General features: G+C 36.3%; 23 protein-coding genes. 17 read left to right on the top strand and 6 right to left on the bottom strand.

Features of this window, described 5'->3' with window-relative positions:
- Positions 1-2: 2 nt before the first annotated feature.
- On the top strand, positions 3-575 hold the full coding sequence (gene nadD / locus ACFOOI_RS08360) for a nicotinate (nicotinamide) nucleotide adenylyltransferase (protein WP_379836969.1): 573 nt from the start codon (positions 3-5) through the stop codon (positions 573-575).
- Here nadD and ACFOOI_RS08365 read toward each other — a convergent pair.
- On the bottom strand, positions 566-1336 hold the full coding sequence (locus ACFOOI_RS08365) for a type III pantothenate kinase (protein ID WP_379836971.1): 771 nt from the start codon (positions 1334-1336) through the stop codon (positions 566-568). The genes nadD and ACFOOI_RS08365 overlap by 10 nt on opposite strands.
- Positions 1337-1474: 138 nt before the next feature.
- Between ACFOOI_RS08365 and ACFOOI_RS08370 the strand changes: the two genes are divergently transcribed.
- The 8 genes from ACFOOI_RS08370 to accC all read left to right on the top strand — a co-directional run bounded on the left by ACFOOI_RS08370 (position 1475) and on the right by accC (position 7405).
- Positions 1475-2020, top strand: coding sequence for a YceD family protein (locus tag ACFOOI_RS08370; protein WP_379836973.1), 546 nt, complete (start codon positions 1475-1477; stop codon positions 2018-2020).
- A gap of 27 nt (positions 2021-2047) precedes the next feature.
- Positions 2048-2233, top strand: coding sequence for a 50S ribosomal protein L32 (gene rpmF / locus ACFOOI_RS08375; protein WP_379836975.1), 186 nt, complete (start codon positions 2048-2050; stop codon positions 2231-2233).
- Positions 2234-2275: 42 nt separating this feature from the next.
- Positions 2276-3220, top strand: a complete 945-nt coding sequence (plsX, locus tag ACFOOI_RS08380; RefSeq protein WP_379836977.1) for a phosphate acyltransferase PlsX — start codon at positions 2276-2278, stop codon at positions 3218-3220.
- Between the two features lie 32 nt (positions 3221-3252).
- Positions 3253-4239 carry a beta-ketoacyl-ACP synthase III gene (locus tag ACFOOI_RS08385; protein ID WP_379836979.1) on the top strand — a complete coding sequence of 329 codons (987 nt, stop codon included), beginning with the start codon at positions 3253-3255 and terminating at the stop codon, positions 4237-4239.
- A 9-nt stretch (positions 4240-4248) separates the two neighbouring features.
- Complete coding sequence (locus ACFOOI_RS08390; protein WP_379836981.1) at positions 4249-4890, top strand: hypothetical protein; 642 nt, start codon at positions 4249-4251, stop codon at positions 4888-4890.
- 4 nt (positions 4891-4894) lie between these two features.
- Positions 4895-5464 (top strand): elongation factor P, encoded by a 570-nt coding sequence (efp, locus tag ACFOOI_RS08395; protein ID WP_379836983.1) that lies wholly within the window; start codon positions 4895-4897, stop codon positions 5462-5464.
- Between the two features lie 75 nt (positions 5465-5539).
- Entirely contained in the window at positions 5540-6022 is a 483-nt protein-coding gene (accB, locus tag ACFOOI_RS08400) for an acetyl-CoA carboxylase biotin carboxyl carrier protein (RefSeq protein WP_379836985.1), read from the top strand.
- 39 nt (positions 6023-6061) lie between these two features.
- Positions 6062-7405 carry an acetyl-CoA carboxylase biotin carboxylase subunit gene (gene accC, locus ACFOOI_RS08405; protein ID WP_379840212.1) on the top strand — a complete coding sequence of 448 codons (1344 nt, stop codon included), beginning with the start codon at positions 6062-6064 and terminating at the stop codon, positions 7403-7405.
- A gap of 61 nt (positions 7406-7466) precedes the next feature.
- Here the strand turns inward: accC and ACFOOI_RS08410 are convergent, their stop codons facing one another.
- On the bottom strand, positions 7467-8615 hold the full coding sequence (locus tag ACFOOI_RS08410) for a hypothetical protein (RefSeq protein WP_379836987.1): 1149 nt from the start codon (positions 8613-8615) through the stop codon (positions 7467-7469).
- Between the two features lie 190 nt (positions 8616-8805).
- Between ACFOOI_RS08410 and ACFOOI_RS08415 the strand changes: the two genes are divergently transcribed.
- Positions 8806-9009 (top strand): hypothetical protein, encoded by a 204-nt coding sequence (locus tag ACFOOI_RS08415; protein WP_379836989.1) that lies wholly within the window; start codon positions 8806-8808, stop codon positions 9007-9009.
- Here ACFOOI_RS08415 and ACFOOI_RS08420 read toward each other — a convergent pair whose 3' ends face one another.
- Positions 9010-10245 carry a nucleoside recognition domain-containing protein gene (locus ACFOOI_RS08420; RefSeq protein WP_379836991.1) on the bottom strand — a complete coding sequence of 412 codons (1236 nt, stop codon included), beginning with the start codon at positions 10243-10245 and terminating at the stop codon, positions 9010-9012.
- A gap of 90 nt (positions 10246-10335) precedes the next feature.
- Between ACFOOI_RS08420 and ACFOOI_RS08425 the strand changes: the two genes are divergently transcribed.
- Positions 10336-11115 (top strand): M15 family metallopeptidase, encoded by a 780-nt coding sequence (locus ACFOOI_RS08425; protein ID WP_379836993.1) that lies wholly within the window; start codon positions 10336-10338, stop codon positions 11113-11115.
- Here ACFOOI_RS08425 and ACFOOI_RS08430 read toward each other — a convergent pair.
- Positions 11112-11471, bottom strand: a complete 360-nt coding sequence (locus tag ACFOOI_RS08430; RefSeq protein ID WP_379836995.1) for a LytR/AlgR family response regulator transcription factor — start codon at positions 11469-11471, stop codon at positions 11112-11114. The genes ACFOOI_RS08425 and ACFOOI_RS08430 overlap by 4 nt on opposite strands.
- A 293-nt stretch (positions 11472-11764) precedes the next feature.
- On the opposite strand from ACFOOI_RS08430, the gene pheS reads away from it, so the two are divergent.
- Positions 11765-12802 carry a phenylalanine--tRNA ligase subunit alpha gene (gene pheS / locus ACFOOI_RS08435; protein ID WP_379836997.1) on the top strand — a complete coding sequence of 346 codons (1038 nt, stop codon included), beginning with the start codon at positions 11765-11767 and terminating at the stop codon, positions 12800-12802.
- Positions 12803-12832: 30 nt separating this feature from the next.
- Positions 12833-15178, top strand: a complete 2346-nt coding sequence (locus ACFOOI_RS08440; RefSeq protein ID WP_379836999.1) for a sialate O-acetylesterase — start codon at positions 12833-12835, stop codon at positions 15176-15178.
- On the opposite strand, the gene ACFOOI_RS08445 is transcribed toward ACFOOI_RS08440, so the two are convergent.
- Together ACFOOI_RS08445 and ACFOOI_RS08450 are read right to left on the bottom strand one after the other, a co-directional pair.
- On the bottom strand, positions 15136-15687 hold the full coding sequence (locus tag ACFOOI_RS08445) for an RNA methyltransferase (RefSeq protein ID WP_379837001.1): 552 nt from the start codon (positions 15685-15687) through the stop codon (positions 15136-15138). The genes ACFOOI_RS08440 and ACFOOI_RS08445 overlap by 43 nt on opposite strands.
- A 3-nt stretch (positions 15688-15690) precedes the next feature.
- Positions 15691-16560, bottom strand: coding sequence for a glycoside hydrolase family 16 protein (locus ACFOOI_RS08450; protein WP_379837003.1), 870 nt, complete (start codon positions 16558-16560; stop codon positions 15691-15693).
- Between the two features lie 68 nt (positions 16561-16628).
- On the opposite strand from ACFOOI_RS08450, the gene ACFOOI_RS08455 reads away from it, so the two are divergent.
- The 4 genes from ACFOOI_RS08455 to ACFOOI_RS08470 all read left to right on the top strand — a co-directional run bounded on the left by ACFOOI_RS08455 (position 16629) and on the right by ACFOOI_RS08470 (position 22260).
- Positions 16629-17507 (top strand): hydroxypyruvate isomerase family protein, encoded by an 879-nt coding sequence (locus ACFOOI_RS08455; RefSeq protein WP_379837005.1) that lies wholly within the window; start codon positions 16629-16631, stop codon positions 17505-17507.
- An 80-nt stretch (positions 17508-17587) separates the two neighbouring features.
- The gene (locus tag ACFOOI_RS08460; RefSeq protein ID WP_379837007.1) at positions 17588-18802 is read left to right on the top strand and encodes a bifunctional 3,4-dihydroxy-2-butanone-4-phosphate synthase/GTP cyclohydrolase II; all 1215 of its coding nucleotides are present in this window, start codon (positions 17588-17590) and stop codon (positions 18800-18802) included.
- Between the two features lie 150 nt (positions 18803-18952).
- On the top strand, positions 18953-21247 hold the full coding sequence (locus ACFOOI_RS08465) for a glycoside hydrolase family 20 protein (protein WP_379837009.1): 2295 nt from the start codon (positions 18953-18955) through the stop codon (positions 21245-21247).
- A gap of 116 nt (positions 21248-21363) precedes the next feature.
- Complete coding sequence (locus ACFOOI_RS08470; protein ID WP_379837011.1) at positions 21364-22260, top strand: TIGR01777 family oxidoreductase; 897 nt, start codon at positions 21364-21366, stop codon at positions 22258-22260.
- Positions 22261-22327 lie beyond the last annotated feature (67 nt).

Consider the following 22327-nt stretch of genomic DNA (forward strand, 5'->3'; position numbering starts at 1 on the left):
AAATGAAAATCGGCTTATTTTTTGGTTCGTTTAATCCTATACATGTTGGGCATTTAATAATAGCCAACAGTATGGCCAACCACACGGACCTCGAACAAGTTTGGTTTGTGGTTTCCCCCCAAAATCCTTTCAAAAAAAACAATTCCTTGCTACACGAATTTGACAGGTTTACGATGGTAGAAAGAGCAATAGCCGAAAACTTTAAGCTTAAAGCCACTGACATAGAATTTAACCTACCGAAGCCAAGCTACACCATTGACACTTTGGTGGTTTTAGCTGAAAAATACCCACAGCATGAGTTTGTATTAATAATGGGTGAAGACAACCTCGTTCAATTTGAAAACTGGAAAAACTATCAGCAGATATTAGACTATTACGCACTTTACGTATATCCTAGACCAAACACCGCACCTCATAATTTCAAGAATCATCCCAAAGTTAAGTTTGTAGAGGCTCCACTTCTTGATATTTCTGCAACTTTCATAAGAAAACTACTTCAAGAAAACAAAAGTATCAAATACTTGGTAACCGAACCGGTAGAAGATTACATCAAAATCAAAAATTTTTATAGGTAAGCGTTTCCGTACATCAAGAGCCCCTTTTGGGTAAGCTCTCTATCAATTACATCAAAAAGTGGGAAAATACCTGTCAATACCGAAGATAAACCACCGGTACCGACAACCGTAACATCCTCCCCTATTTCCGTTTTTATTTTACTGATCAATTCTTTTACAAGACCCTCGTAACCAATCAAAATACCAGATTGAATACTGTGCATTGAGTTTTTACCAATTACTTTTTCAGGAATCTCTAGTTTTACTTGTGGCAAAAGTGAAGTATCAGAAAACAACGATTTAATGGCAGTTTTTATGCCCGGCACTATGTTCACGCCCAATATCTCACCTTTTGAATTTACTGAAGTAAAAGTTAATGCAGTACCAAAATCAACCACAATACACGCTTTTTGATGGATTGTGTAAGCGGCCAATGCGTTTACAAATAAGTCAGCCCCCAGCTCCTCTGGATTATCAATATTGATTTTCATTAGTTTAGAAATCCCAGGATTGACCAAAATTGGGTCAAAATCTAAAAATTTATTACAAAATTCAACAAAATAAGGAGTTAGTGAAGGCACTACACTGCTAACCACACCTTTGGTATAGTCAGTTTTTGAAATACCTTTCTCCAGCATAAAATTCAATATTCGATATTCGAAATATAAAGCATTTTCATTTTTAAGAGACTTTATCCTAAGTGAATATTTGAGTATATTTGCGTCAAAAAAACCTACTACCACATCCGAATTCCCTATATCAAAAACTATCACCTTAGACATACTTTTTTAAATTAAACCATAAAGAAATGTATAATTCGGGAATTAATAAAACTAAATAGTGCATATCTAGCTAAATATTAACTCAAAAGTTTTTCTTATCAAAAAAAGGGCGTAAATTTGCAACCTTTCTGTAAAAAAGTGAATAAAGTTATAAGTAGTTTTGAGATAAATATTCATGGTTTAGAAAACAAAACCTATGAATTTGAATTTGAAGGAGGAAATACTTTCTTCGAAGCCTTTGAGCAAGACATCGTTTCAGATGGAAAGTTCAAAGTCAGGGTTACATTAGAAAAAACAGATTCATTAATTAGGCTTTTTATAAATATAGATGCCTATATTGACATGGTTTGTGACAGAAGCCTAGATGAGTTTACAGAAAATTTTAAAATTGAAGAAAAGTATATATATAAATTTGGAGAAGAAGCCAAGGAACTTTCAGAAGAAATGGAAGTAATTCCATTTGGTACTCCAAAAATAAATATCGCAAATCTTATATTTGATTTCATCAGTTTACAAATTCCAATGAAAAAGTTACATCCTCGCTTTAGAAATGAAGAAGACGATGATTCTGAAGGAGTTATGGTTTACACTGATGAAAATTTAGATATAGTAAAAGAAAAAAGTGAAGACAGTGTAGACCCAAGATGGGCGGCATTATTGAAACTTAAAAATCAAATCAAGTAAGCAAGAAAAATTTAATTATTTATTGTAATGGCACATCCTAAACGGAAAATTTCGAAAACAAGAAGAGACAAGCGTAGAACTCATGATTCATTGACATTGAAGCAATTGTCAGTAGATGCAACAACAGGAGAGATACATTTACGTCACAATGCTCACGTAAGCGAAGGAAATCTATACTATCGTGGAAAATTGGTAGTTGAAAACTATCAATAGAATTTTTAGACAATCTCGTTTTTTTAATATTATTACTCTCCGATGAAAAAAATTGCCATAGACGCAATGGGTGGCGATTTTGCCCCCAATGCAATAGTAAAAGGTGCTGTTCAGGCTGCATCATTATTACCAGATGACTATCAAATTGTACTTATCGGAAAGAAGGATGAAATGCTAAACTGTTTGCATGACTTGGAGTACCCTGCTTCAAAGATTGAAATGGTTTTTGCTACTGATGTAATAGAAATGCATGAGCATCCTACAAGAGCATTCTCTCAAAAACCCAATTCTAGTATCGGAGTTGGGTTTAAGCTTTTAAAAGAAGGTCAAGTTCAAGCTTTTTGTAGTGCGGGTAATACCGGTGCTATGATGGTAGGCTCTCTTTTTACCTTAAGAACAGTAGGTAATCTTCAAAGACCTCCAATAGTGGGATATTTCCCTCTAAAAAATGGTGGTTACAGCCTTATGTTAGACATAGGAGCCAACGCAGATTGTAAACCTGAGGTTCTTATGCAATTTGCCGAGTTAGGCAGTTTGTATGGTAAATTTGCCTTGAACATGGAAAACCCGAAAGTGGGTCTTCTGAATATCGGTCACGAGGAAGAAAAAGGAAATACAACGGCCCAGGCCACGTTTCAACTTCTTAAAAACAACAAAAAAATAAACTTTGTTGGAAATATAGAAGGAAGAGACCTTTTTGACGGATTGGCAGATATTATCGTAACGGATGGTTTTACAGGAAACATCCTTTACAAAATGGGCGAAGCCCTTTATGAATATTCAGCTACAAAGAATATTAACGACCCACTTATTAACAAAATGAACTACGAAGTAGTGGGTGGTAGTCCTATAATTGGGGTTAATGGAAACGTAATAGTTGGACACGGCATCTCTACGCCTCTTGCTATTAAAAACATGATTTTACTTGCCCAAAAGCAAATTGAATCAAAAGTTACTGAGAAAATAAAAGAAGTATTTAATAACTAGAATTGGCCCAAAGCCATCCAAATCTTTTTTTTATGAGTTTAAAAGCTGCAATCACTGGAGTACACGGTTACCTACCAGAAGATGTGATTACAAATGCCGATTTAGAAAAATTTGTTGATACAAATGACGAATGGATAACCTCCAGAACCGGAATTAAAGAAAGAAGAATACTGAAAGGCGAAGGTTTGGGAACATCTTACATGGCAGCTGAAGCAGTAAGAGGACTTCTAGAAAAAACAAATACAGACCCGAAAGATATTGACTTGGTAATCTGTGCTACAGTAACGCCAGACTACATGTTTCCAAGTACAGCCAATTTAGTTTGTACGCAAGTTGGAATACCGAATATTTGTAGTTTCGATATCCTAGCAGCATGCTCTGGATTCATATATGCTCTAAGCACTGGAGCCCAGTTTATCGAATCAGGAAGATTTAAAAAAGTAATCGTTATAGGAGCAGATAAAATGTCTGCAATTGTAGATTACACAGACCGTACTACTTGCGTATTATTTGGTGACGGAGCTGGAGCTGTATTGTTGGAACCTACCACTGAAAACGAAGGCTTGATTGACTTCGTACTACATTCTGACGGCACTGGCGAAAATCATTTGATCATGAAAGGTGGTGGAAGTAAATACCCTGCAAGCCATGAAACAATCGACCAAAAACTTCATTACATTCACCAAGAAGGACCCTCTGTGTTTAAATTTGCGGTTACTAATATGGCAGATGCTGCTGCGGATATTATGAAACGAAATAACCTCACAGGTGATGACATTAGCTGGTTAGTACCACATCAAGCGAATAAAAGAATTATTGATGCAACCGCAAACAGAATGGGCATTGGACAAGATAAGGTAATGCTTAATATTCAGAAATACGGAAATACTACAGCTGCAACTATACCATTGTGCCTTTTTGATTATGAATCTCAACTCAAAAAAGGAGACAACCTAGTGCTAGCGGCATTTGGAGGTGGTTTTACTTGGGGATCAGTTTATATTAAGTGGGCATATTAATTCCATTTTATGATAAAATTTCTAAAAGTAATATTATTGAGTTTTATCGCTTTGAATCTAAAAGGTCAAACAATCAAGGTTTATAATCAACATAGTGTTGGATTTTCCTTTTCGGATTATTCCTCTGTTGGGTCTTTTGGCATTGGGGAAATCCTTCAAGTAAATAAAAGAATACCTTTTCGGATATTGGCCAAAACTAACTATTCAGCTAATTTGTTGAAGCCAAACATTTATCATTCTACAGATAAAATTAAAGCAAACGATTTTGTATTAGAAAAAAGCTATTTCCATTCTAACATAGATTTGATGTTAGGCGGGGAGGTTTTTTATAAAAATTATGGTTTTGGAATTAGCAGCGAATTAGCGAGTTTTTCATTTGGAAAATCAATCTCTGACACCAAATACTCTGATTCAAAAATTCTGGAAGTTAATCCTATAAAATTCACCCATATTTTTTCAAATAAAGAGCAAAGAAACCTTCGGACAACCCTATATTTCGTTTATACGGTCTCGGAGTCATTTTCGGTAAAATTAGGAGCAACAAATCAAAAAAATATTCTTAAATTAACAAATATTGACAATCAAAATAGGTATGTATCTGGCGGCACTTTGGCTCCATTTATAAGCCTTAGATTCAATCTAGAAAAATAAAAATATGGCATCTACAGCAGATTTTAGAAACGGATTATGTCTAGTATGGAACAACGATCTTTATACGATAGTAGAGTTCCAACACGTTAAACCCGGTAAAGGTGGAGCATTTGTGAGAACAAAGCTTAGGAACATCAAGACTGGAAGGGTTTTAGATAACACTTTTACAGCAGGAGAAAAAGTAACTACTGCAAGAATTGAGAAAAGACCTTATCAGTTTTTATATAAAGACGAAATGGGCTACAATTTCATGAGCAATGAAACTTTCGAGCAAATTAGTCTATCAGAAGAAATGGTTCCTACCGCCGATTTGATGAAAGAAGGGACTATGATTGATATTTTGGTTCATTCAGAAACAGAAACTCCCCTTTCGGTAGAAATGCCAGCTTATGTAGAGCTAAGAATTTCCTATACTGAGCCAGGCCTAAAAGGCGATACAGCCACCAATGCATCAAAACCAGCAACTGTAGAAACTGGGGCCACCATTAAAGTGCCGCTTTTTATAAACAATGACGAACTCATTAAAGTAAACACTTCTACCTACGAATACGATTCGAGAGTAAAAGAGAAATAAACTTAATTTTTTATTAAACTGGGTGGGGTATTATTTTTACTTTTGTACTTAACCCTTTATAACCTTTTAACTTTTATGGATACTAGAGAAATTCAAAAACTTATAGATTTTATTTCAAAGTCTGACCTAAATGAGGTTAACATTGAAACAGCAGAACTAAAGCTTTCTATAAAAAGAAATGCTAATGTAGGCGTGCAATATGTTCAACAACCAGTAGTAGAGCATTCATTGCCAGCTGCTCCACAAGTTCAAACAGCAACTGCACCTTCAGCAGCACCGGCTGTGGTGGTTGAAGCGGCACCCGTAACTAACGGAAACCTAATAGAGATCAAGTCTCCAATGATTGGTACATTTTATAGATCAGCGGGTCCAGATAAACCAAACTTCATAGAAGTTGGTGACGATATCAGTTCAGGTCAAACAATTTGTATTGTAGAAGCAATGAAGCTTTTCAATGAGATTGAATCAGAAATTTCAGGTAAAATAGTTAAAGTTTTAGTTGCTGACGCTACTCCAGTAGAGTTTGACCAACCGTTATTTTTAGTGGACCCATCTTGAATGTAATTAAATATGATACATTCATTTAATGACTCGCTTATGTTTAAAAAAATATTAATTGCCAATAGAGGAGAGATTGCTCTTAGAGTAATAAGGACTTGTAAAGAAATGGGCATAAAAACTGTGGCAGTTTACTCTACTGCAGATAAAGAAAGTTTACATGTAAGATTTGCAGACGAAGCGGTTTGTATCGGACCTCCTTCGAGCAAGTTATCGTACCTTAATATTCCAAGTATTATTTCAGCAGCCGAAATAACAAATGCGGATGCCATTCACCCAGGTTATGGTTTTCTTTCTGAAAATGCTGAATTTTCGCGTATATGTGAAGATTACAAAATAAAGTTTATCGGAGCTACTGCTGACCAAATAAACCTTATGGGAGATAAGTCAACGGCTAAAGATACCATGAAAAAAGCCGGAGTTCCTGTAATTCCTGGCTCGGAAGGCTTATTGACATCAGTAGAAGAGGGAATAAGACTCTCTGAAGCTATGGGCTACCCTGTAATCATCAAAGCTACGGCCGGTGGTGGTGGAAAAGGTATGCGGATAATTCGTAAAAGTGAAGAGTTCCAAAAAATGTGGGACGATGCCAAAATGGAATCTAGTGCTTCATTTGGAAATGACGGATTATACCTTGAGAAATTCATTGAAGAACCAAGACACATTGAAATTCAAATAGTTGGAGATCAATTCGGCAAAGTTTGTCACCTTTCGGAAAGAGACTGCTCGATCCAAAGAAGACACCAAAAATTAGTTGAAGAAACACCTTCACCTGTAGTTAGCGACGAACTTAGAGAGCGTATGGGTGCAGCGGCTATTGCTGGTGCTGAAGCCATCAAATACGAAGGTGCCGGTACAGTTGAGTTTTTGGTTGACAAACACGGAGACTTTTATTTCATGGAAATGAATACCCGAATACAGGTAGAACACCCGATTACCGAAGAGGTTACAGATTTTGACTTAATAAAAGAGCAAATAAAAGTAGCTGCAGGAGTTCCTATTTCGGGCACAAACTACTTCCCGAAAATGTATTCAATGGAATGTAGAATAAATGCCGAGGACCCAAGACAAAACTTTAGACCCTCTCCAGGTACTATCAAACAAATGAATATTCCGGGTGGTCATGGCGTGAGAGTAGACTCACACGTATATGCAGGATATACCATTCCTCCCAACTACGACTCTATGATTGCCAAACTAATAGTAACAGCAAGAAGCAGAGAGGAAGTTATCGTAAGAATGAAAAGAGCACTTCAAGAGTTTATAATAGAGGGTATAAAGACCACTATTCCATTCCATTTAAAACTAATGGATGATGAAACATTCAAGTCAGGAAAGTTTAATACTGGATTCTTAGACAATTTTGATTTTTCAGATTTATAAATAAAAAAGTCGAGTTTAGAGCTCGACTTTTTTTTTGCATAATTTTTATTGAATTAAAGATTTAATAAGAATCATAAAATCTTTTTATTCGAGAAGTAAACTGATCATAAATTGGCTTGCTAAACTCAATAAACAACTGCTGCGGAGCTGGCGGCAGTTCCTCCACTTTCTTAGTCTCTTTAATATCCTGAGGCCTTAGAGCTCGCTCGTCGCCGTTATACGTTGCCCAAGTGTTTGTCCATAGAAACTCACCCGGCAATTCTTCTCTCAAAAGGTTCTTTTTGGTTTTGTAGTCGTAAATTTCCATTGACAAAATACCTCTGGAGCGAACTGTCTTTACATTTTTTATGACTGTGGCATCTACCAAACCCCAAACATCTACTTTTTTGCCGGCTATTTTTGCCTCTCCTACTTTCACGCTATCTTTTGAAGTTACCTTTTCTTTCTCTGATTTAATAAAGGTCTCCCCTACCACAAAATCTATAAATTCTAGCCTAACCACATGATCAGGGTTTAATTTGAGTTGCTTAGCCTCTTCAGGTTGATAAAATATAATGAACTTATTTAGCCTCTTATTTTTTTGCAAAAACTCATCAATCTTTGAAACAAAGAATTCGTTAGAATATTGATATAGTTTTGAATTTACAACTGGTGGCTCTAAAACCACATGATAAGAACCCGAAAAAAGCGATTCATCGAGTTTTTCACGAGCATCTTTATAATTGGGTGCATAAGAAAGAAGTATATCGAAATTTTGAAATGCTGCTCTAGCAGATTCAATTGTGCCTTTATTTAAAAGATTAACAGCAAAAGCATACCTTTCATCTGCTGCATTTAAGGTAGCACTTTCTAATTCGGAAAAATAAGCATCAGGCTCCACAATATTGCGACAAGGCACACACGTCACAATTTTATCATGAAGGTTATTCAGTTTTTTATAATCATTAACCACTCGCTCATATTTAAACTGAGCATTTGATTTTCTGGCGTTTGATATATCTTTTAGTAAGTCTTCAGAGGCATATTTATAAGCTTTGGGCAAAACTTCCAAAGCTTTAGAATTATCACTGTCTTTTTTTAACTTATCAACCGCCTGAATAACTGCATTATAATATTCACCAGATTCGAGGGCTTTAAGACCCGATTTTGAACACGAAACACCTACCAAAAATGTAAGTATGAGTGTACATGCAATTCTTATAGTTTTCATTTTTAAATAATTAGGGATACTTTATATAGGGCAAGTTTAAAACCAAATCGCAATATTATCAAAAAATAAACCAAGCATTAACAAAACCTTATCATAAAGAAAACGAGGATTTTATCCAATGGTATATTTCCAGCAGATTAGAACTAAAACAAGGCAAACTATTGTTTTATTTATGTAAATAATAAATATCATGAAAAACTGGGGCGTTTTAAGAATCTCACATTTAATCGTATCTATCATTTTAATTGGTGCGGCATTTTACTTCGACCAAAATATATTTTTATATATTCTTGGTGCAGGTTTTTTATTCCAAAGCTTAACTAACACGGGTTGTAGCAACGGTCAATGCGACAACCGTGACCAAATTAGAGCCAAATACAGAAGAAGGCACTAATCAATGAAAGAAAATGTAAGACACAAAAATGGCTGTGATAACACCCACCAAGTCTGCTAAAAGGCCAGCTACTAATGTGTAACGTGTATGCTTTATACTTACAGAACCAAAATATAGGGCTAAAATGTAAAGAATAGTATCTGAAGAAGCTTGAAAGACGCACGAAAGCCTTCCAATAAACGAATCTGCACCGAAAGTTTTCATAGAGTCAATCATCATAGCTCGAGAGCCACTTCCACTCAAAGGATGCATAAGTGCTGTAGGAAGTGCATCTGTAAAATCGGTATTTAATCCAGTAAAACTAAAAGCAAACTTAAAGCCGTCCACCACATAATCTAACGCCCCTGAATTTCGGAAAGCACTGATGGCCACCAACATTCCTACTAGGTATGGAATGACCTTTACTGATGTTTCAAAACCACTTTTTGCTCCATCAATAAAAGCCGAAAACACATCCACTTTTTTGTAAACTGCCCCACCGATGAAACCAACTATAAATAACATAAGAATGAGGTTGCTGACTACTTTAGAGGTAGTTTCTATTTCTTCTTTGGGTAAACCCGCAAAATACCACAATACAAAACCTATAAAACCCGAAATACCCAAAAGCCAAAGAAAAAGGGTCTTCTCAAAAAAGTTAATTTTTTGCTTAATACCGACAAATAAAAGCCCCGTAAAAGTGGCCATATAAACAGAAATAAGAGCAGGAATAAATATATCTGAAGGATCGGCGGCATTATAAATAGCTCGCTGAGCCATAATAGAAATCGGAATCAAAACAGGACCCGCAGAGTGCAGGACCATAAACATTATCTGTGAGTTTGAGGCAGTATCTTTACTCGGATTTAGTTCTTGTAGACTTTGCATAGCTTTCAAGCCAAAAGGTGTAGCAGCATTATCAAGACCCAACATGTTCGCCGAAAAATTCATAATCATCTGACCATTTGCGGGGTGATCTTTGGGAACTTCAGGAAACAATCTACTAAAAAATGGAGAAATAACTTTTGCCAATTTTCTGATAACACCGGCTTCTTCTCCGATTTTCAAAATACCCAAGAAGAAAGTCATTACACCAGCCAAAGGAAGGGCCAAATTCATCACCGCCGATTCGGCAGATTCAAACATACCATCTATTATCAATTTGAATATTTCGGTATCGCCAAAGAAGATTAGCTTAAACAATGCCACAATAAAGGCCACTAAAAAAAAACCTACCCAAATATAATTTAAAGCCATAAACCTTTTGTTGATTGAAAAATTTCACCAAATTATGTTTTTTATCGTAAATTTAGATGTGTATTTGGTTTAATTTTTAAAATAAAAACAATGTCAGGAACAAGGCATCCCATTTTTAATAGTTTTAAAACCCTTATCATTCACTCGTTTTGCGTATCGTCTATTTGTTTGATGGTATCTTGTAATAATGCTAAAGAAAACGAAAGCTGGGCAGAAACAGCAAAAGAGTTACCAGAAGAAGTAAAAATGCCAATTTCGGAATATGAAACTTCGATGATTAACCAAGGCTTAGTGAACTTGAAGAGCTTAGACTCTACATTAATTATAGATTTAAAATATAGCACCGAAGACAATTTTTTTGGCCAAGATGTATATGGCACCTTTGCAAACGCCTACATGCAAAAAGACCCAGCCAGTGCATTGGTACTAGCAAATAAAAACCTCAAACAAACTAATCCAAACTTACGCCTTGTGATTTATGATGCCGCCCGTCCTCACCGAATTCAGCAAATTCTTTGGGATAAACTAGACAGTATTCCACCTAAGCGACGAAAAGACTTCGTGGCAGACCCTGAAGAAGGTTCTATTCATAATTATGGCTGTGCTGTGGACCTAAGCATTTTTGATTTAACTCAAAATCAAGCATTAGATATGGGAACCAAATATGATTACTTTGGAGATTTAGCTTATCCTAGATTAGAAGAAAAACTGTTGAGTGAGGGCAAACTAACTTCAGAGCAAGTTGAAAATCGAAAAATACTCAGAAATGCCATGGAGAAAGCCGGCTATCAACCGATTTCTTCCGAATGGTGGCATTTTAATTTTTATTCGAGAAAAACCGCAAAAGCTAAATATGAAATAGTGGATTAGTTTACTAACCCTACTTTTTCGACTACCTCTTTCAGTTTCCGTCTGGAAATACTAACTTTTTCACCAAATTTTAAAAGTACAGTTGACTTACCGCCATTCAGAATTACACCTTCCGCAAAGTTGCTATTAATAAGGTGGCTTTTGTGAACCCTTACAAAGGATTTTGTTGCAAGTTTTTCTGTGTAATGCTTTAAAGTACGCGATGAAAGGTACTTTTTGCCAGATCCTGTAAATATCAGACTATAGTTTACATTTGCTTCAAATCTTACAATTTGCTCTACAGGTAAGGTAACAAAAACGTTGTTATAATGAAATGTTATGTAGTTACTTCTAGGGTTTTTATTGGGTTTATTCATGGTCTCAAATATTATTTTGTTACCCTAAATTAGGGGGTATTTACCATTAAATAAATTTCTAGCGAATTGCCATAATTCAACAAGTAACTGATTATCAGAAATATAACAAATTAACCTACCGTTAAATCAAGTATTATCCCCTTACAAAACAGGTAGAAATACCTAATTGATCAAAAACAGCATAATTTGAGATAATTTGTTTTAATTATTTCAATTTTAAGCTTTATCATATTCCTATTTTAGCAATTTTCGGTTTCAAAATATTATATTTGCGTTCTAAAAATTAACTAAGAGTGTTAGAACGTATTAATGCATTAATAAAAGAGGCGGTAGCTTACGAAGCTAAAACCAAAGAAGATATTGAAAACTTCCGTTTGAAGTACCTGAGTAGAAAAGGGCTATTAAACGAGTTATTCGATGAATTCAAGCTCGTTCCGAATGAAATGAAAAAATCGATCGGAAAGGAAATTAATACATTGAAGGTTACCCTAGAAGAAAAACTAGCTTTTCTACAAAATAGTGCTGGGTCAAATTCTAATACAGATACCGTTGATTCCACTTTAGACCTAACACTTCCAGAAATCCCTCAGGGATTAGGAAGTCTTCACCCGCTAACTATTGTTAGAAAACGTATCGTCGAGATATTTGCACGTATGGGTTTTAACACCGAAGAGGGCCCCGAAGTAGAATCTGACTGGTACAATTTCTCAGCTCTAAACTTTGCAGAAAACCATCCTGCTAGAGAAATGCAAGACACTTTTTTTGTGGATAAGGCCAAAATCCAAAAAGATGATATGCTCCTCCGTACGCACACCTCAAATGTGCAAACTAGGCTAATGGAATATAAAAAACCTCCTATTAGGTCAATAATGGCAGGTAGAGTATACAGAAATGAAGCAATTTCGGCCAGAGCCCACTGTCAATTTCATCAGGTAGAAGGCCTTTATGTTGATAAAAACGTAAGTTTCAAAGACCTAAAAGATACTTTGCTACATTTCGCAAAAGAAATGTTTGGAAAAGACACTCAAATAAGGCTTCGCCCAAGTTATTTTCCTTTTACTGAGCCAAGTGCCGAGATAGACATCTCTTGTTTTATTTGCCATGGTGAAGGTTGTAACATTTGTAAGCATTCGGGATGGGTAGAAATAGCCGGCTCGGGCATGGTTGACCCAAATGTTTTAGAAAATTGCGGAATAGATTCTGAAGAATATACCGGTTTTGCTTTCGGAATGGGAATAGAGAGAATAACGATGTTAAAATATGGAATTAATGATTTAAGACTGTTTTTTGAGAATGATGTAAGGTTTTTAAAACAATTTACTGGAGCATAAACTAAATCATTCACTATTTTTAAATACTTCATGGAATTTAAAATAAATAAATATTCAACTTTTCTAGTAACCCTTGGTCTTTTACTGTTTCTAAATACCAGGCTACTAGCACAAATAACGATAGATTTTCCTGTTGAAAGAGCTGTATTTCAGAGAGATAATAACAATAAAGGAAACATACTGATTTCAGGAAAACTGCAACAAGAAACTGACCGAGTAGAAGCAAGATTAACCCCAAGAGTTACCGGACAAGGCACTGCTACTGACTGGGTAACTATAGACAACCAGATTGATGGATTGTCTTACACAGGCAAAATAGAAGGTTTAGGGGGCTGGTACAAACTCGAGGTTAGGGCTATGAGCAATAACGTAGCTGTTTTTTCTCAAACTATACAACGTGTAGGTATTGGGGAGGTTTTTGTGATTGCTGGCCAATCTAATGCTCAAGGCGATGGCAACAACGCTAATCCAAACTCAGCTAAAGACGACAGAGTGAATGGCTTCAGTCGAAATTATTTCAATCACCAAACCTACAATTTTGTAAACTTTCCTAGTGTACTTCCGGTAGATCTTTTTAATCAAATCGAGGCCAATACAGGCGTTGGCCCAATAGGGTACACAGCTTGGTGTTGGGGCGACCTGGGAGACCAACTAGTTAGTAAACTAAATGTGCCCGTAATGTTTTTTAATGCTGCGGTATCGGGAACTTCCACCCAAAACTACATAGATGCCATCAATAATAGGCTTACTTATCACAAATACACCGTTTTTCCTTTTGATTTAGGAATGCCATATAATGCATTGAAGACTACACTTCAAAGTATGCTAAAGACATATGGAATGCGGGCTATATTATGGCATCAAGGTGAGTTTGACTTAGATGTGAGCGAAGGCACCCATGTAAACAATTTAAAATCTATAATAGCCACTACCCGAGATAATACTGGCGTAAAGATACCTTGGGTTGTGTCGAGAGTATCAAGATTAAATGGTACAAATTATTCACAAGTAATAGCAGCACAAAATAGAGTGATTGCAGAAACAGAAATGGCCTTTGCAGGGCCATCTACTGATGATATCCAACCTAACAGGCCTGATGGAGCTCACTTTGCAAATACAAACTCGGAAAAAGGGCTTACGCTTTTGGCAAATTCTTGGAATTCATCACTGAATAGCACTTTCTTTGCTAACTCTACTCCTCTATTGGCCCCAGACATTGTTGAGATTAAATACAATTGCTTATCGCAAACTTCGGTTTCTTTAAAGTTAGATAAAACCTATACTTCGTATCAATGGAATACGGGTTGGACTGGAAATACAATACAAACGAGTTCGGGTGAATATAGCGTTATTGTAAGAGATGGTTTTGGTAACTATCAATTTTCCAATGCTATTAATGCAGCCAATGTTTTCCCTAAATTTAATCCGGTTGTCAGCCCTACCGTATCACTTACTGCCTGTGTGGGCAATAGTGTGGAACTACAATCTACCACCTCAAAATACGATGTAAATTGGAACAATGGAACTATAGGCTCAAAACTGATAGTCAGCAACACAAGCCCATATTTTGCATATTTTAGAAGTGCTCAAGGTTGTCTGTCTGGTGCTTCTAACCAACTTAGAGCAAATTTTGTAGACCCTCCAGCCAAACCTAACACCACCTTATTAAATTCTGATGGATATGTGTGTGAAGGAGGCGAAATAAACCTAAAAGTTGAAAACCCGAATGGATTTGAGGTTTTGTGGAGCACAGGTGAAAAGTCAAACAACATAAAGTTACTTAGCAATTTGCCGGCACCACTCAAAGTGAAATTATTCAGTAATTTTGACTGCCCATCTCCAGAATCAAATGCGGTTTCTTATAATTTTATTAAGAACCCAACATTACCTTCAATTACAAAAACCGGCCCGTTTAGCATAAAAGCAGAAACAGAAAAAACACCGAGTAAATTTGAATGGTATTTTAATAACAGTTTAATAAGTAACCAAACGGCACAAGAAATTTCAATTTCACAAAACGGAATTTATGGAGTAAAAGCCATTGAATCTTTTACAACACCTGCGGGCAGAATACTTAATTGTATTTCGCCACTATCTACCCAAACAGACTTTACTATAAACCGTGAGCTATTCGGAATAAGTGCATATCCCAATCCGGTAAAGGATGGTATATTTTATTTAACTTCTGACCAAAACATTGAAAACATTACGGTCAAAATATATAACTCCATTGGACAAATAGTGGAGGAACGTTTTGTTGCAAATCTTTCATTACCGGTAAAATTTAGTATTAGAACCAATAAGGTTATTGGAAAGTATTTTGTCCAACTAAACTACAAGGGACTTTCGAGAACCTTTCCGTTAATTTTCGAATAAAAATCCCAAATTAATATGCCGGCCGAAACACTTACATTCAGTGAGTGTTTTGTGCCATATTGTGGAATTTCAATCACTTGATCAGACAAGGCAATAATTTCTTCGTTTACCCCAAAAACCTCATTACCTAATACCACCGCATACTTTTCTTCTGCTTTTGGCAAAAACTCGTTAAGCATAACACTTTTGTCTGCTTGTTCCAGACTAAGGATTATGAAGCCTTCAGATTTTAATTCCTTGATTAATTCAAGCACATTTTCATGATATGACCATGCAACAGACTCTGTAGCACCAATTGCTGTTTTCTCTATTTCGCGGTGAGGCGGTTGAGCTGTTATTCCACACAAGTGGATTTTTTCAACTAAAAATGCATCCGAAGTTCTAAAAACAGAACCAATGTTTGACATACTTCTAATATCATCTAAAACCAGTCTAAGCTTTGATTTCTTAGCTTCTTTAAACTCAACCACACTTTTTCTTTGGAGTTCCTCCATCGATAATTTCTTCATCTCTTATTTTGATTTTAACCCATATACCCTTACATAATCTATTATCATTTCTTGAGGAAAAATAGCATCGTCCACACCTTTTTGGCCACCCCAAGCACCACCAACTGCTAGATTAAGTAACAAATGTTGTTTTTTGTCAAAAGGCCATTGTTGCCATTGATAATCTTTTTCTTTTAAAAACTTAAAATATTCGGTTCCGTTTATTTCAAAAATAATACTATCTGGATACCAGTTTATAGCATAAATATTAAATTTTTCAGAAGCATTTGGTACCGTTATTTTATTGCCTTTATTAGTCCCAATCACGTGGTTAAATGCCTTGGTGTGTACATTGCCATGGACCACATCTTGGTCATATCCAACGTGTTCCATTATGTCTATCTCCCCATTATCTGGCCAATAAGACTCTCCATAGCTATTATCAGTACCTAACATCCATATAGCGGGCCATGTGCCAATGCCAACTGGCAACTTGGCTTTTACCTCCACTCTTCCATACAAAATATCTTTTTTGTTTTTTGTCACCAATCGGCCTGAAGAATATGCATTTTCTCCTGTTTTTTCTTTAATAGCCTTTATGTGCAACTTGCCGTTTTTTACCTCAGCATTTTTTATTTCATTGGTATAGTTTTGAAGCTCCGCATTGCCCCATCCGTTTCCTCCAAGATCATAAGACCAAATTTCAGCATTCGGCTTTCCATCTTTGTCAAATTCATCCGCCCAAATTGGCTTACTCAAATCTATTTCAAAGTCATTAACTGAATTTGAAGCAACTTTTGACTCCTTCAACTTGATTTTGGAAGTTTGACAACTGCTCAAAAATGTGGTCAGAGCAAGTGCAACCAGAAACACAATGCTTTTTATATTATTCATATTTAGGTTTTAAGGTTAAAATTTAGTTATAAATTTGAGCTGCAAATCTAAAAAATTAAAAACACGAAATGGAGACATCAAGAAGAAATGCAATAAAAAAGCTAGTAACTGCCGCTGCTATTGGCAGTTTAAGCGAAACAGCAAGTGCTGCAACTCCACACAAAGGCTTTTTGCCAAACGGAAATATTTCACAATCGGTTTGCCGATGGTGCTATGAAAGCACGCCCTATGAAGATTTTTTGAAAGAAATTAAGAATATAGGGTACACAGCGGTAGACTTAGTAGATGTAAAAGACTTTCCATTAATAAAAAAACACGGCCTCACATGCTCAATGGTAAGTATTTCTAGCTCCGAATGGGGAATTACAAAAGGCTGGAACAAAGTAGAAAACCACGCGGGACTTATTAAATGGTATACTTATTTAATAGATCAGGCGGCTTTGGCAGGCTACAAAAATGTAATTTGTTTTTCTGGAAACAGAGACGAAAGCATGAATGATGACGAAGGCTTAGAAAACTGCATTGAAGGACTTTCAAAGATTTTGGCTTATGCTACGAAAAAGAAAGTAACCCTGGTTATGGAACTTCTAAACAGCAAAGTAAACCACAAAGGCTACATGTGCGACTCTACTGATTGGGGAACGGAACTCGTGAGAATGCTCGATTCAGAACGTTTTAAACTTCTCTATGACATATACCACATGCAAATCATGGAAGGCGATATTATTAGAACTATCGAAGAGAATCATATGTATTTTGGACACTATCACACCGGAGGAAACCCAGGAAGAGCCGAAATAGACGAAACACAAGAGTTAAACTATCCAGCCATAATGAAAGCCATTGCGAAGACAGGATTTAAAGGTTTTGTGGGGCAAGAATTCATTCCAAAGAATCCAGATAAAATGGGTTCGCTGAAAAAAGCCTTTGAGCTTTGCGATGTTTAATGAAATAATGGAACATTCCTTTTTGAAACTTAGTTTTAATATTACAAGACGTATCTTTGTATAAACAAACATAAAAATCAATGGATAAAATCAGACTAGACACCATAGAATCTGCGATAGAAGATATAAAAAATGGTAAGGTTATAGTGGTGGTAGATGATGAAGATAGAGAAAACGAAGGTGATTTTATTTGTGCTGCAGAAAAAATCACTCCCGAGCTCGTTAACTTTATGGTGAAAGAAGGAAGAGGGCTAATGTGTGCTCCTTTGACCAAAGAAAGATGTGAAGAATTAGAACTAAATATGATGGTTCGCAACAATACCGCTGAGCACGAAACCGCATTTACAGTTTCGGTTGACTTACTTGGATATGGTTGCACCACAGGTATATCGGCCTCTGATAGAGCGAGTACCATAAAAGCTTTGGTTAACCCAAACACAAAGCCCTCTGAACTAGGCAGACCCGGGCATATATTTCCATTGGTAGCGGCCGAAGGCGGCGTACTAAGAAGAACGGGCCATACCGAAGCAGCTATTGATTTTGCAAAGCTTGCAGGATTACAACCAGCTGGAGTTTTAATAGAAATACTGAATGAAGACGGCACTATGTCTCGTTTGGCTGAATGTAGACAAATAGCAGACAAGTTTGATCTAAAACTAGTAACTATCAAAGACTTGATAGCTTACAGACTTCATAAAGAGAGTTTAATTAAGAGAGAAATTGGAGTAAATATGCCTACGGCGTATGGCGACTTTGAGCTAATTGCTTTCAGACAGAAAAATAATAATCAGCTTCATTTGGCGTTAATTAAAGGCAGTTGGGATGCTGACGAGCCAGTTATGGTACGAGTGCATTCTTCATGTGTAACGGGCGATATTTTTGGAAGCTGTAGATGTGACTGTGGAAATCAGCTACACACCGCCATGGAAATGGTAAATAAAGAAGGAAAAGGTGTGATAGTTTATATGAACCAAGAAGGAAGAGGCATTGGATTATTAAATAAACTGAAAGCTTACAAACTTCAAGAGCAAGGCAAAGACACAGTGGAGGCCAATATCGAACTTGGTTTTCAAGCAGACGAAAGAGACTACGGCGTTGGAGCTCAAATACTTAGAGACTTAGGTGTTTCAAAAATCAGATTGATTTCTAATAATCCTAAAAAAAGAGTAGGTTTGATGGGCTACGGTCTTGAAATCGTTGATTCTATTCCGATAGAGATAGAGGCAAACGAGCATAATGAGGGATATTTAAAAACAAAAAGAGATAAAATGGGGCACACCATATTGAAAGGATAATATTCAATTTGCGAAAGCTTCACTACGTTCGAAAAAACTTTTTAAGGAGAATTATTTATTATTAATAATTCTCCTTTATATTGTTAGAGCTTCCTGATGCACAACTATTTAATTCAACAAATAATATTTAACAACCGATCCTAATATAAAATGAAAAAGATATTTTTATTGCTTCTTTTAGTTCAATTTGCTTTTGGGCAAGAAACCATTTCGATTATTCCTAAACCTCAGAAATTAAGTGTTGGCAAAGGGAAGTTTCAGCTAAAAAAAGAAACTAAAATCGTAATCGAAGCAAACAACAATGGCCTGTCGGCAATAGCCGAACAATTAGCCCTAAAAATAAAAGTCACTACAGACTTAAACCCAACTATCACTTCGGTTTCAAGCAACAGTGACGCCATTGTTTTTAAAACAAACAAAAATCTCCCCAATGAAGGCTATACAGTTAAAATAACAAATAAATTAGCGGTAATAGAAGCCGCCAATTCTGTCGGACATTTTTATGGACTTCAAACCTTATTGCAATTATTTCCAACAGAAATATTTAGCTCTTCTTTTCAAGAAAAACTAACATTAAGCTTACCCGAGTGTAGTATTGAAGATTTTCCTAGGTTCAAATATCGCGGCATTATGCTGGATGTAAGCAGACATTATTTTCCAGTAGGTTTTATCAAAAAACTAATTGACGAAATAGCCTTTCACAAAATGAATACGTTGCATTGGCATTTAACAGATGACCAAGGCTGGAGAATCGAAATCAAAAAATACCCAAAACTTGCTGGTTTAGGCTCTATCAGGAAGGAATCAATGGTGGGCCACTACCGCGACCAAAAATTTGACGGACAACCGTATGGTGGCTATTATACGCAAGACGAGGTAAAAGAAATAGTAGAATACGCTAGCAGCAAATACGTTACGGTAATTCCTGAAATAGAAATGCCTGGACATTCATTGGCGGCATTGGCGGCGTATCCTGAACTTGGCTGCACCGGTGGGCCCTACAAAGTAGGCACAAAGTGGGGCGTAGAAGATCAAGTCCTTTGCCCAAGCGAATATACGTTTACTTTTTTACAGAATGTTTTAACCGAAGTAATGGAAATGTTTCCTAGCCAATATATACACATTGGAGGCGATGAATGTCCGAAAACCACGTGGGAAAAATCGGAACTTTGTCAAAACATAATCAAGAAAGAAGGACTTAAAGACGAACACGAACTTCAAAGCTATTTTATAAAAAGAATAGACACATTTGTCACAAGTAAAGGAAGAAAAATAATCGGTTGGGATGAAATTTTGGAGGGCGGCCTTTCGCCCAATGCAGCAGTGATGTCTTGGAGAGGCACCGAAGGCGGCATAACAGCAGCCAAACTAAAACACGAAGTGGTGATGTCACCTAACAGCTTTATGTATTTTGACTACTACCAATCTAGTCCAAGCACCGAAACTTTGGCTATTGGCGGTTACTTACCTTTAGAAAAAACATATTCATACGAACCTTTAGCTCCTGAACTTACAACCGAAGAGGCTAAATACATAATTGGTGTTCAAGCCAACCTATGGACCGAATACATAGGAACTCCAGAATACGCCGAATATATGCTTTTTCCGAGGGCATTGGCTACTGCAGAAGTGGCCTGGTCAAGTAAAGAAAAATCCTATACGGACTTCAAAAAAAGAGTAGTAAAGCACCTAGAAAGATTAAATCTTTTGGGTATTAATTATTCAAAAGCGATATATGATATAAAATTTAGTACAAGTACCAACGCATTGGGTACTCCTGTAGTTGATTTGATTTCAGACGATAAGAAAAACATAATCAGGTATACTTTAGACGGAACCGAACCTAACGAGAAGTCATTTGAATACAAAACAAATGTCAAAATTCCGATTGAAGACGACCGAACGTTAGCTGCGGCCTTGTTTTCACCAGATGGCAAAATGTTAGGCAAAGCCACTTCAAAGTCATTTTTTATATCTAAATCAACAGGTAAGTCTTATACGCTAGGAAATGAAGTCAATGAAAAATATACGGGCGGAAGCAAAAATGCACTTACAGACGGAATTAGGGGCAACCAAAACTCTAATGATTCTTGGGTAGGTTTTGCGGGAAAAGATTTGGATTTTACTATTGATTTAAAACAAGTAAGTTCAATCTCCAGGTTATCCATATCTTTTTTGAGTGCTTACACTTCATGGATTCTCCCTCCTACCGAAATAGAAATTTGGGTTTCGAAAGATGGGAAAACATTTAACTCTGTAAAAAAAATGCCACTAGGCGACAAAGCCAATAAAGAAAGTTTTGTGCAGCAAATGAACATTGACCTTGGCAATCAAACGGCCAAATATGTTAAAGTTTTAGCTAAAAACTACGGCAACTTACCAAGCGGCCACCCAGGCGAAGGAAAACCAGCCTGGCTTTTTGTAGATGAAATAATTATAAAATAATAGATAGCTAAATGCTCCATTTAAATGTGGAGCATTTATTTTTTAAAAACATACAATCACACACAAAAACAGAACAATACACCCCTAAAAGAGGTTAAAATACAAATATCAATCACATGAAAATACTCATTACAGGCGGCACAGGCTTGATCGGAACTTTATTAAGCGAAAAGCTAATCAACTCAGGACATAGCGTTAGAATTTTATCAAGATCAAAACAAGATATACCCAACATTGAGGTTTTCGAATGGAATACCTCTAAAAACTACATAGAAAAAGGTGCGTTAGAGGGAATAGACGCAATCGTACATTTGGCGGGTGCAGGCATAGCAGACAAACGATGGACAGATGCCCGCAAAAGAGAAATTATAGACAGCAGAGTGGAATCTCTAAAATGTATCATAGCCAATTTGCCAAAAAACCATAACATAAAAACAGTGGTTGGCGGCTCTGCAATCGGGTATTATGGAGGAAATACGGGAGAAAACTTAATGGATGAAAATTCGGCAGCGGGAAAAGATTTTCTAGCCAAATGCACAATTCTTTGGGAAAAAGAAGAAGAAAAACTTGCAGAAGTATTGGAAGCCAGGTTGGTAAAAATCAGAACGGGCGTGGTGTTTAGTACCAGAGACGGAGCTTTCCCTAAATTAATAGCTCCCGTAAAATTAAACTTAGGTGCAGCATTAGGAAGCGGCAAACAATGGATTTCTTGGATTCACGAAGACGACCTAGTTGCGATGTTTGAAAAAGCAATTACAAACAACAATATAGAAGGTGTGTATAATGGAGTTGCCCCTGAACCTGTAAGAAATGATGTTTTGAACCAAATGGCGGCAAAAATATTGAACAAAGCCTATTTTTTGCCAAAAGTACCAGGCTTCGTTTTAAAACTCGCTCTAGGCGAAATGTCTGTGGTAGTGCTTGGTAGTAGTAAAGTAGAAAACAAAAGGAAGATTTTAGATCGATTTAAATATCCTACATTGCCAATGGCACTTGAAAACTTACTCAAATAGCATCGAATCTTTTTTTGCATAATATTTAAAACCTCATTAATAAAAACATGAGAAACCTGAATAATTG

The organism is Lacihabitans lacunae (assembly GCF_042649125.1).
Taxonomy (GTDB): Bacteria; Bacteroidota; Bacteroidia; order Cytophagales; family Spirosomataceae; genus Leadbetterella; species Leadbetterella lacunae.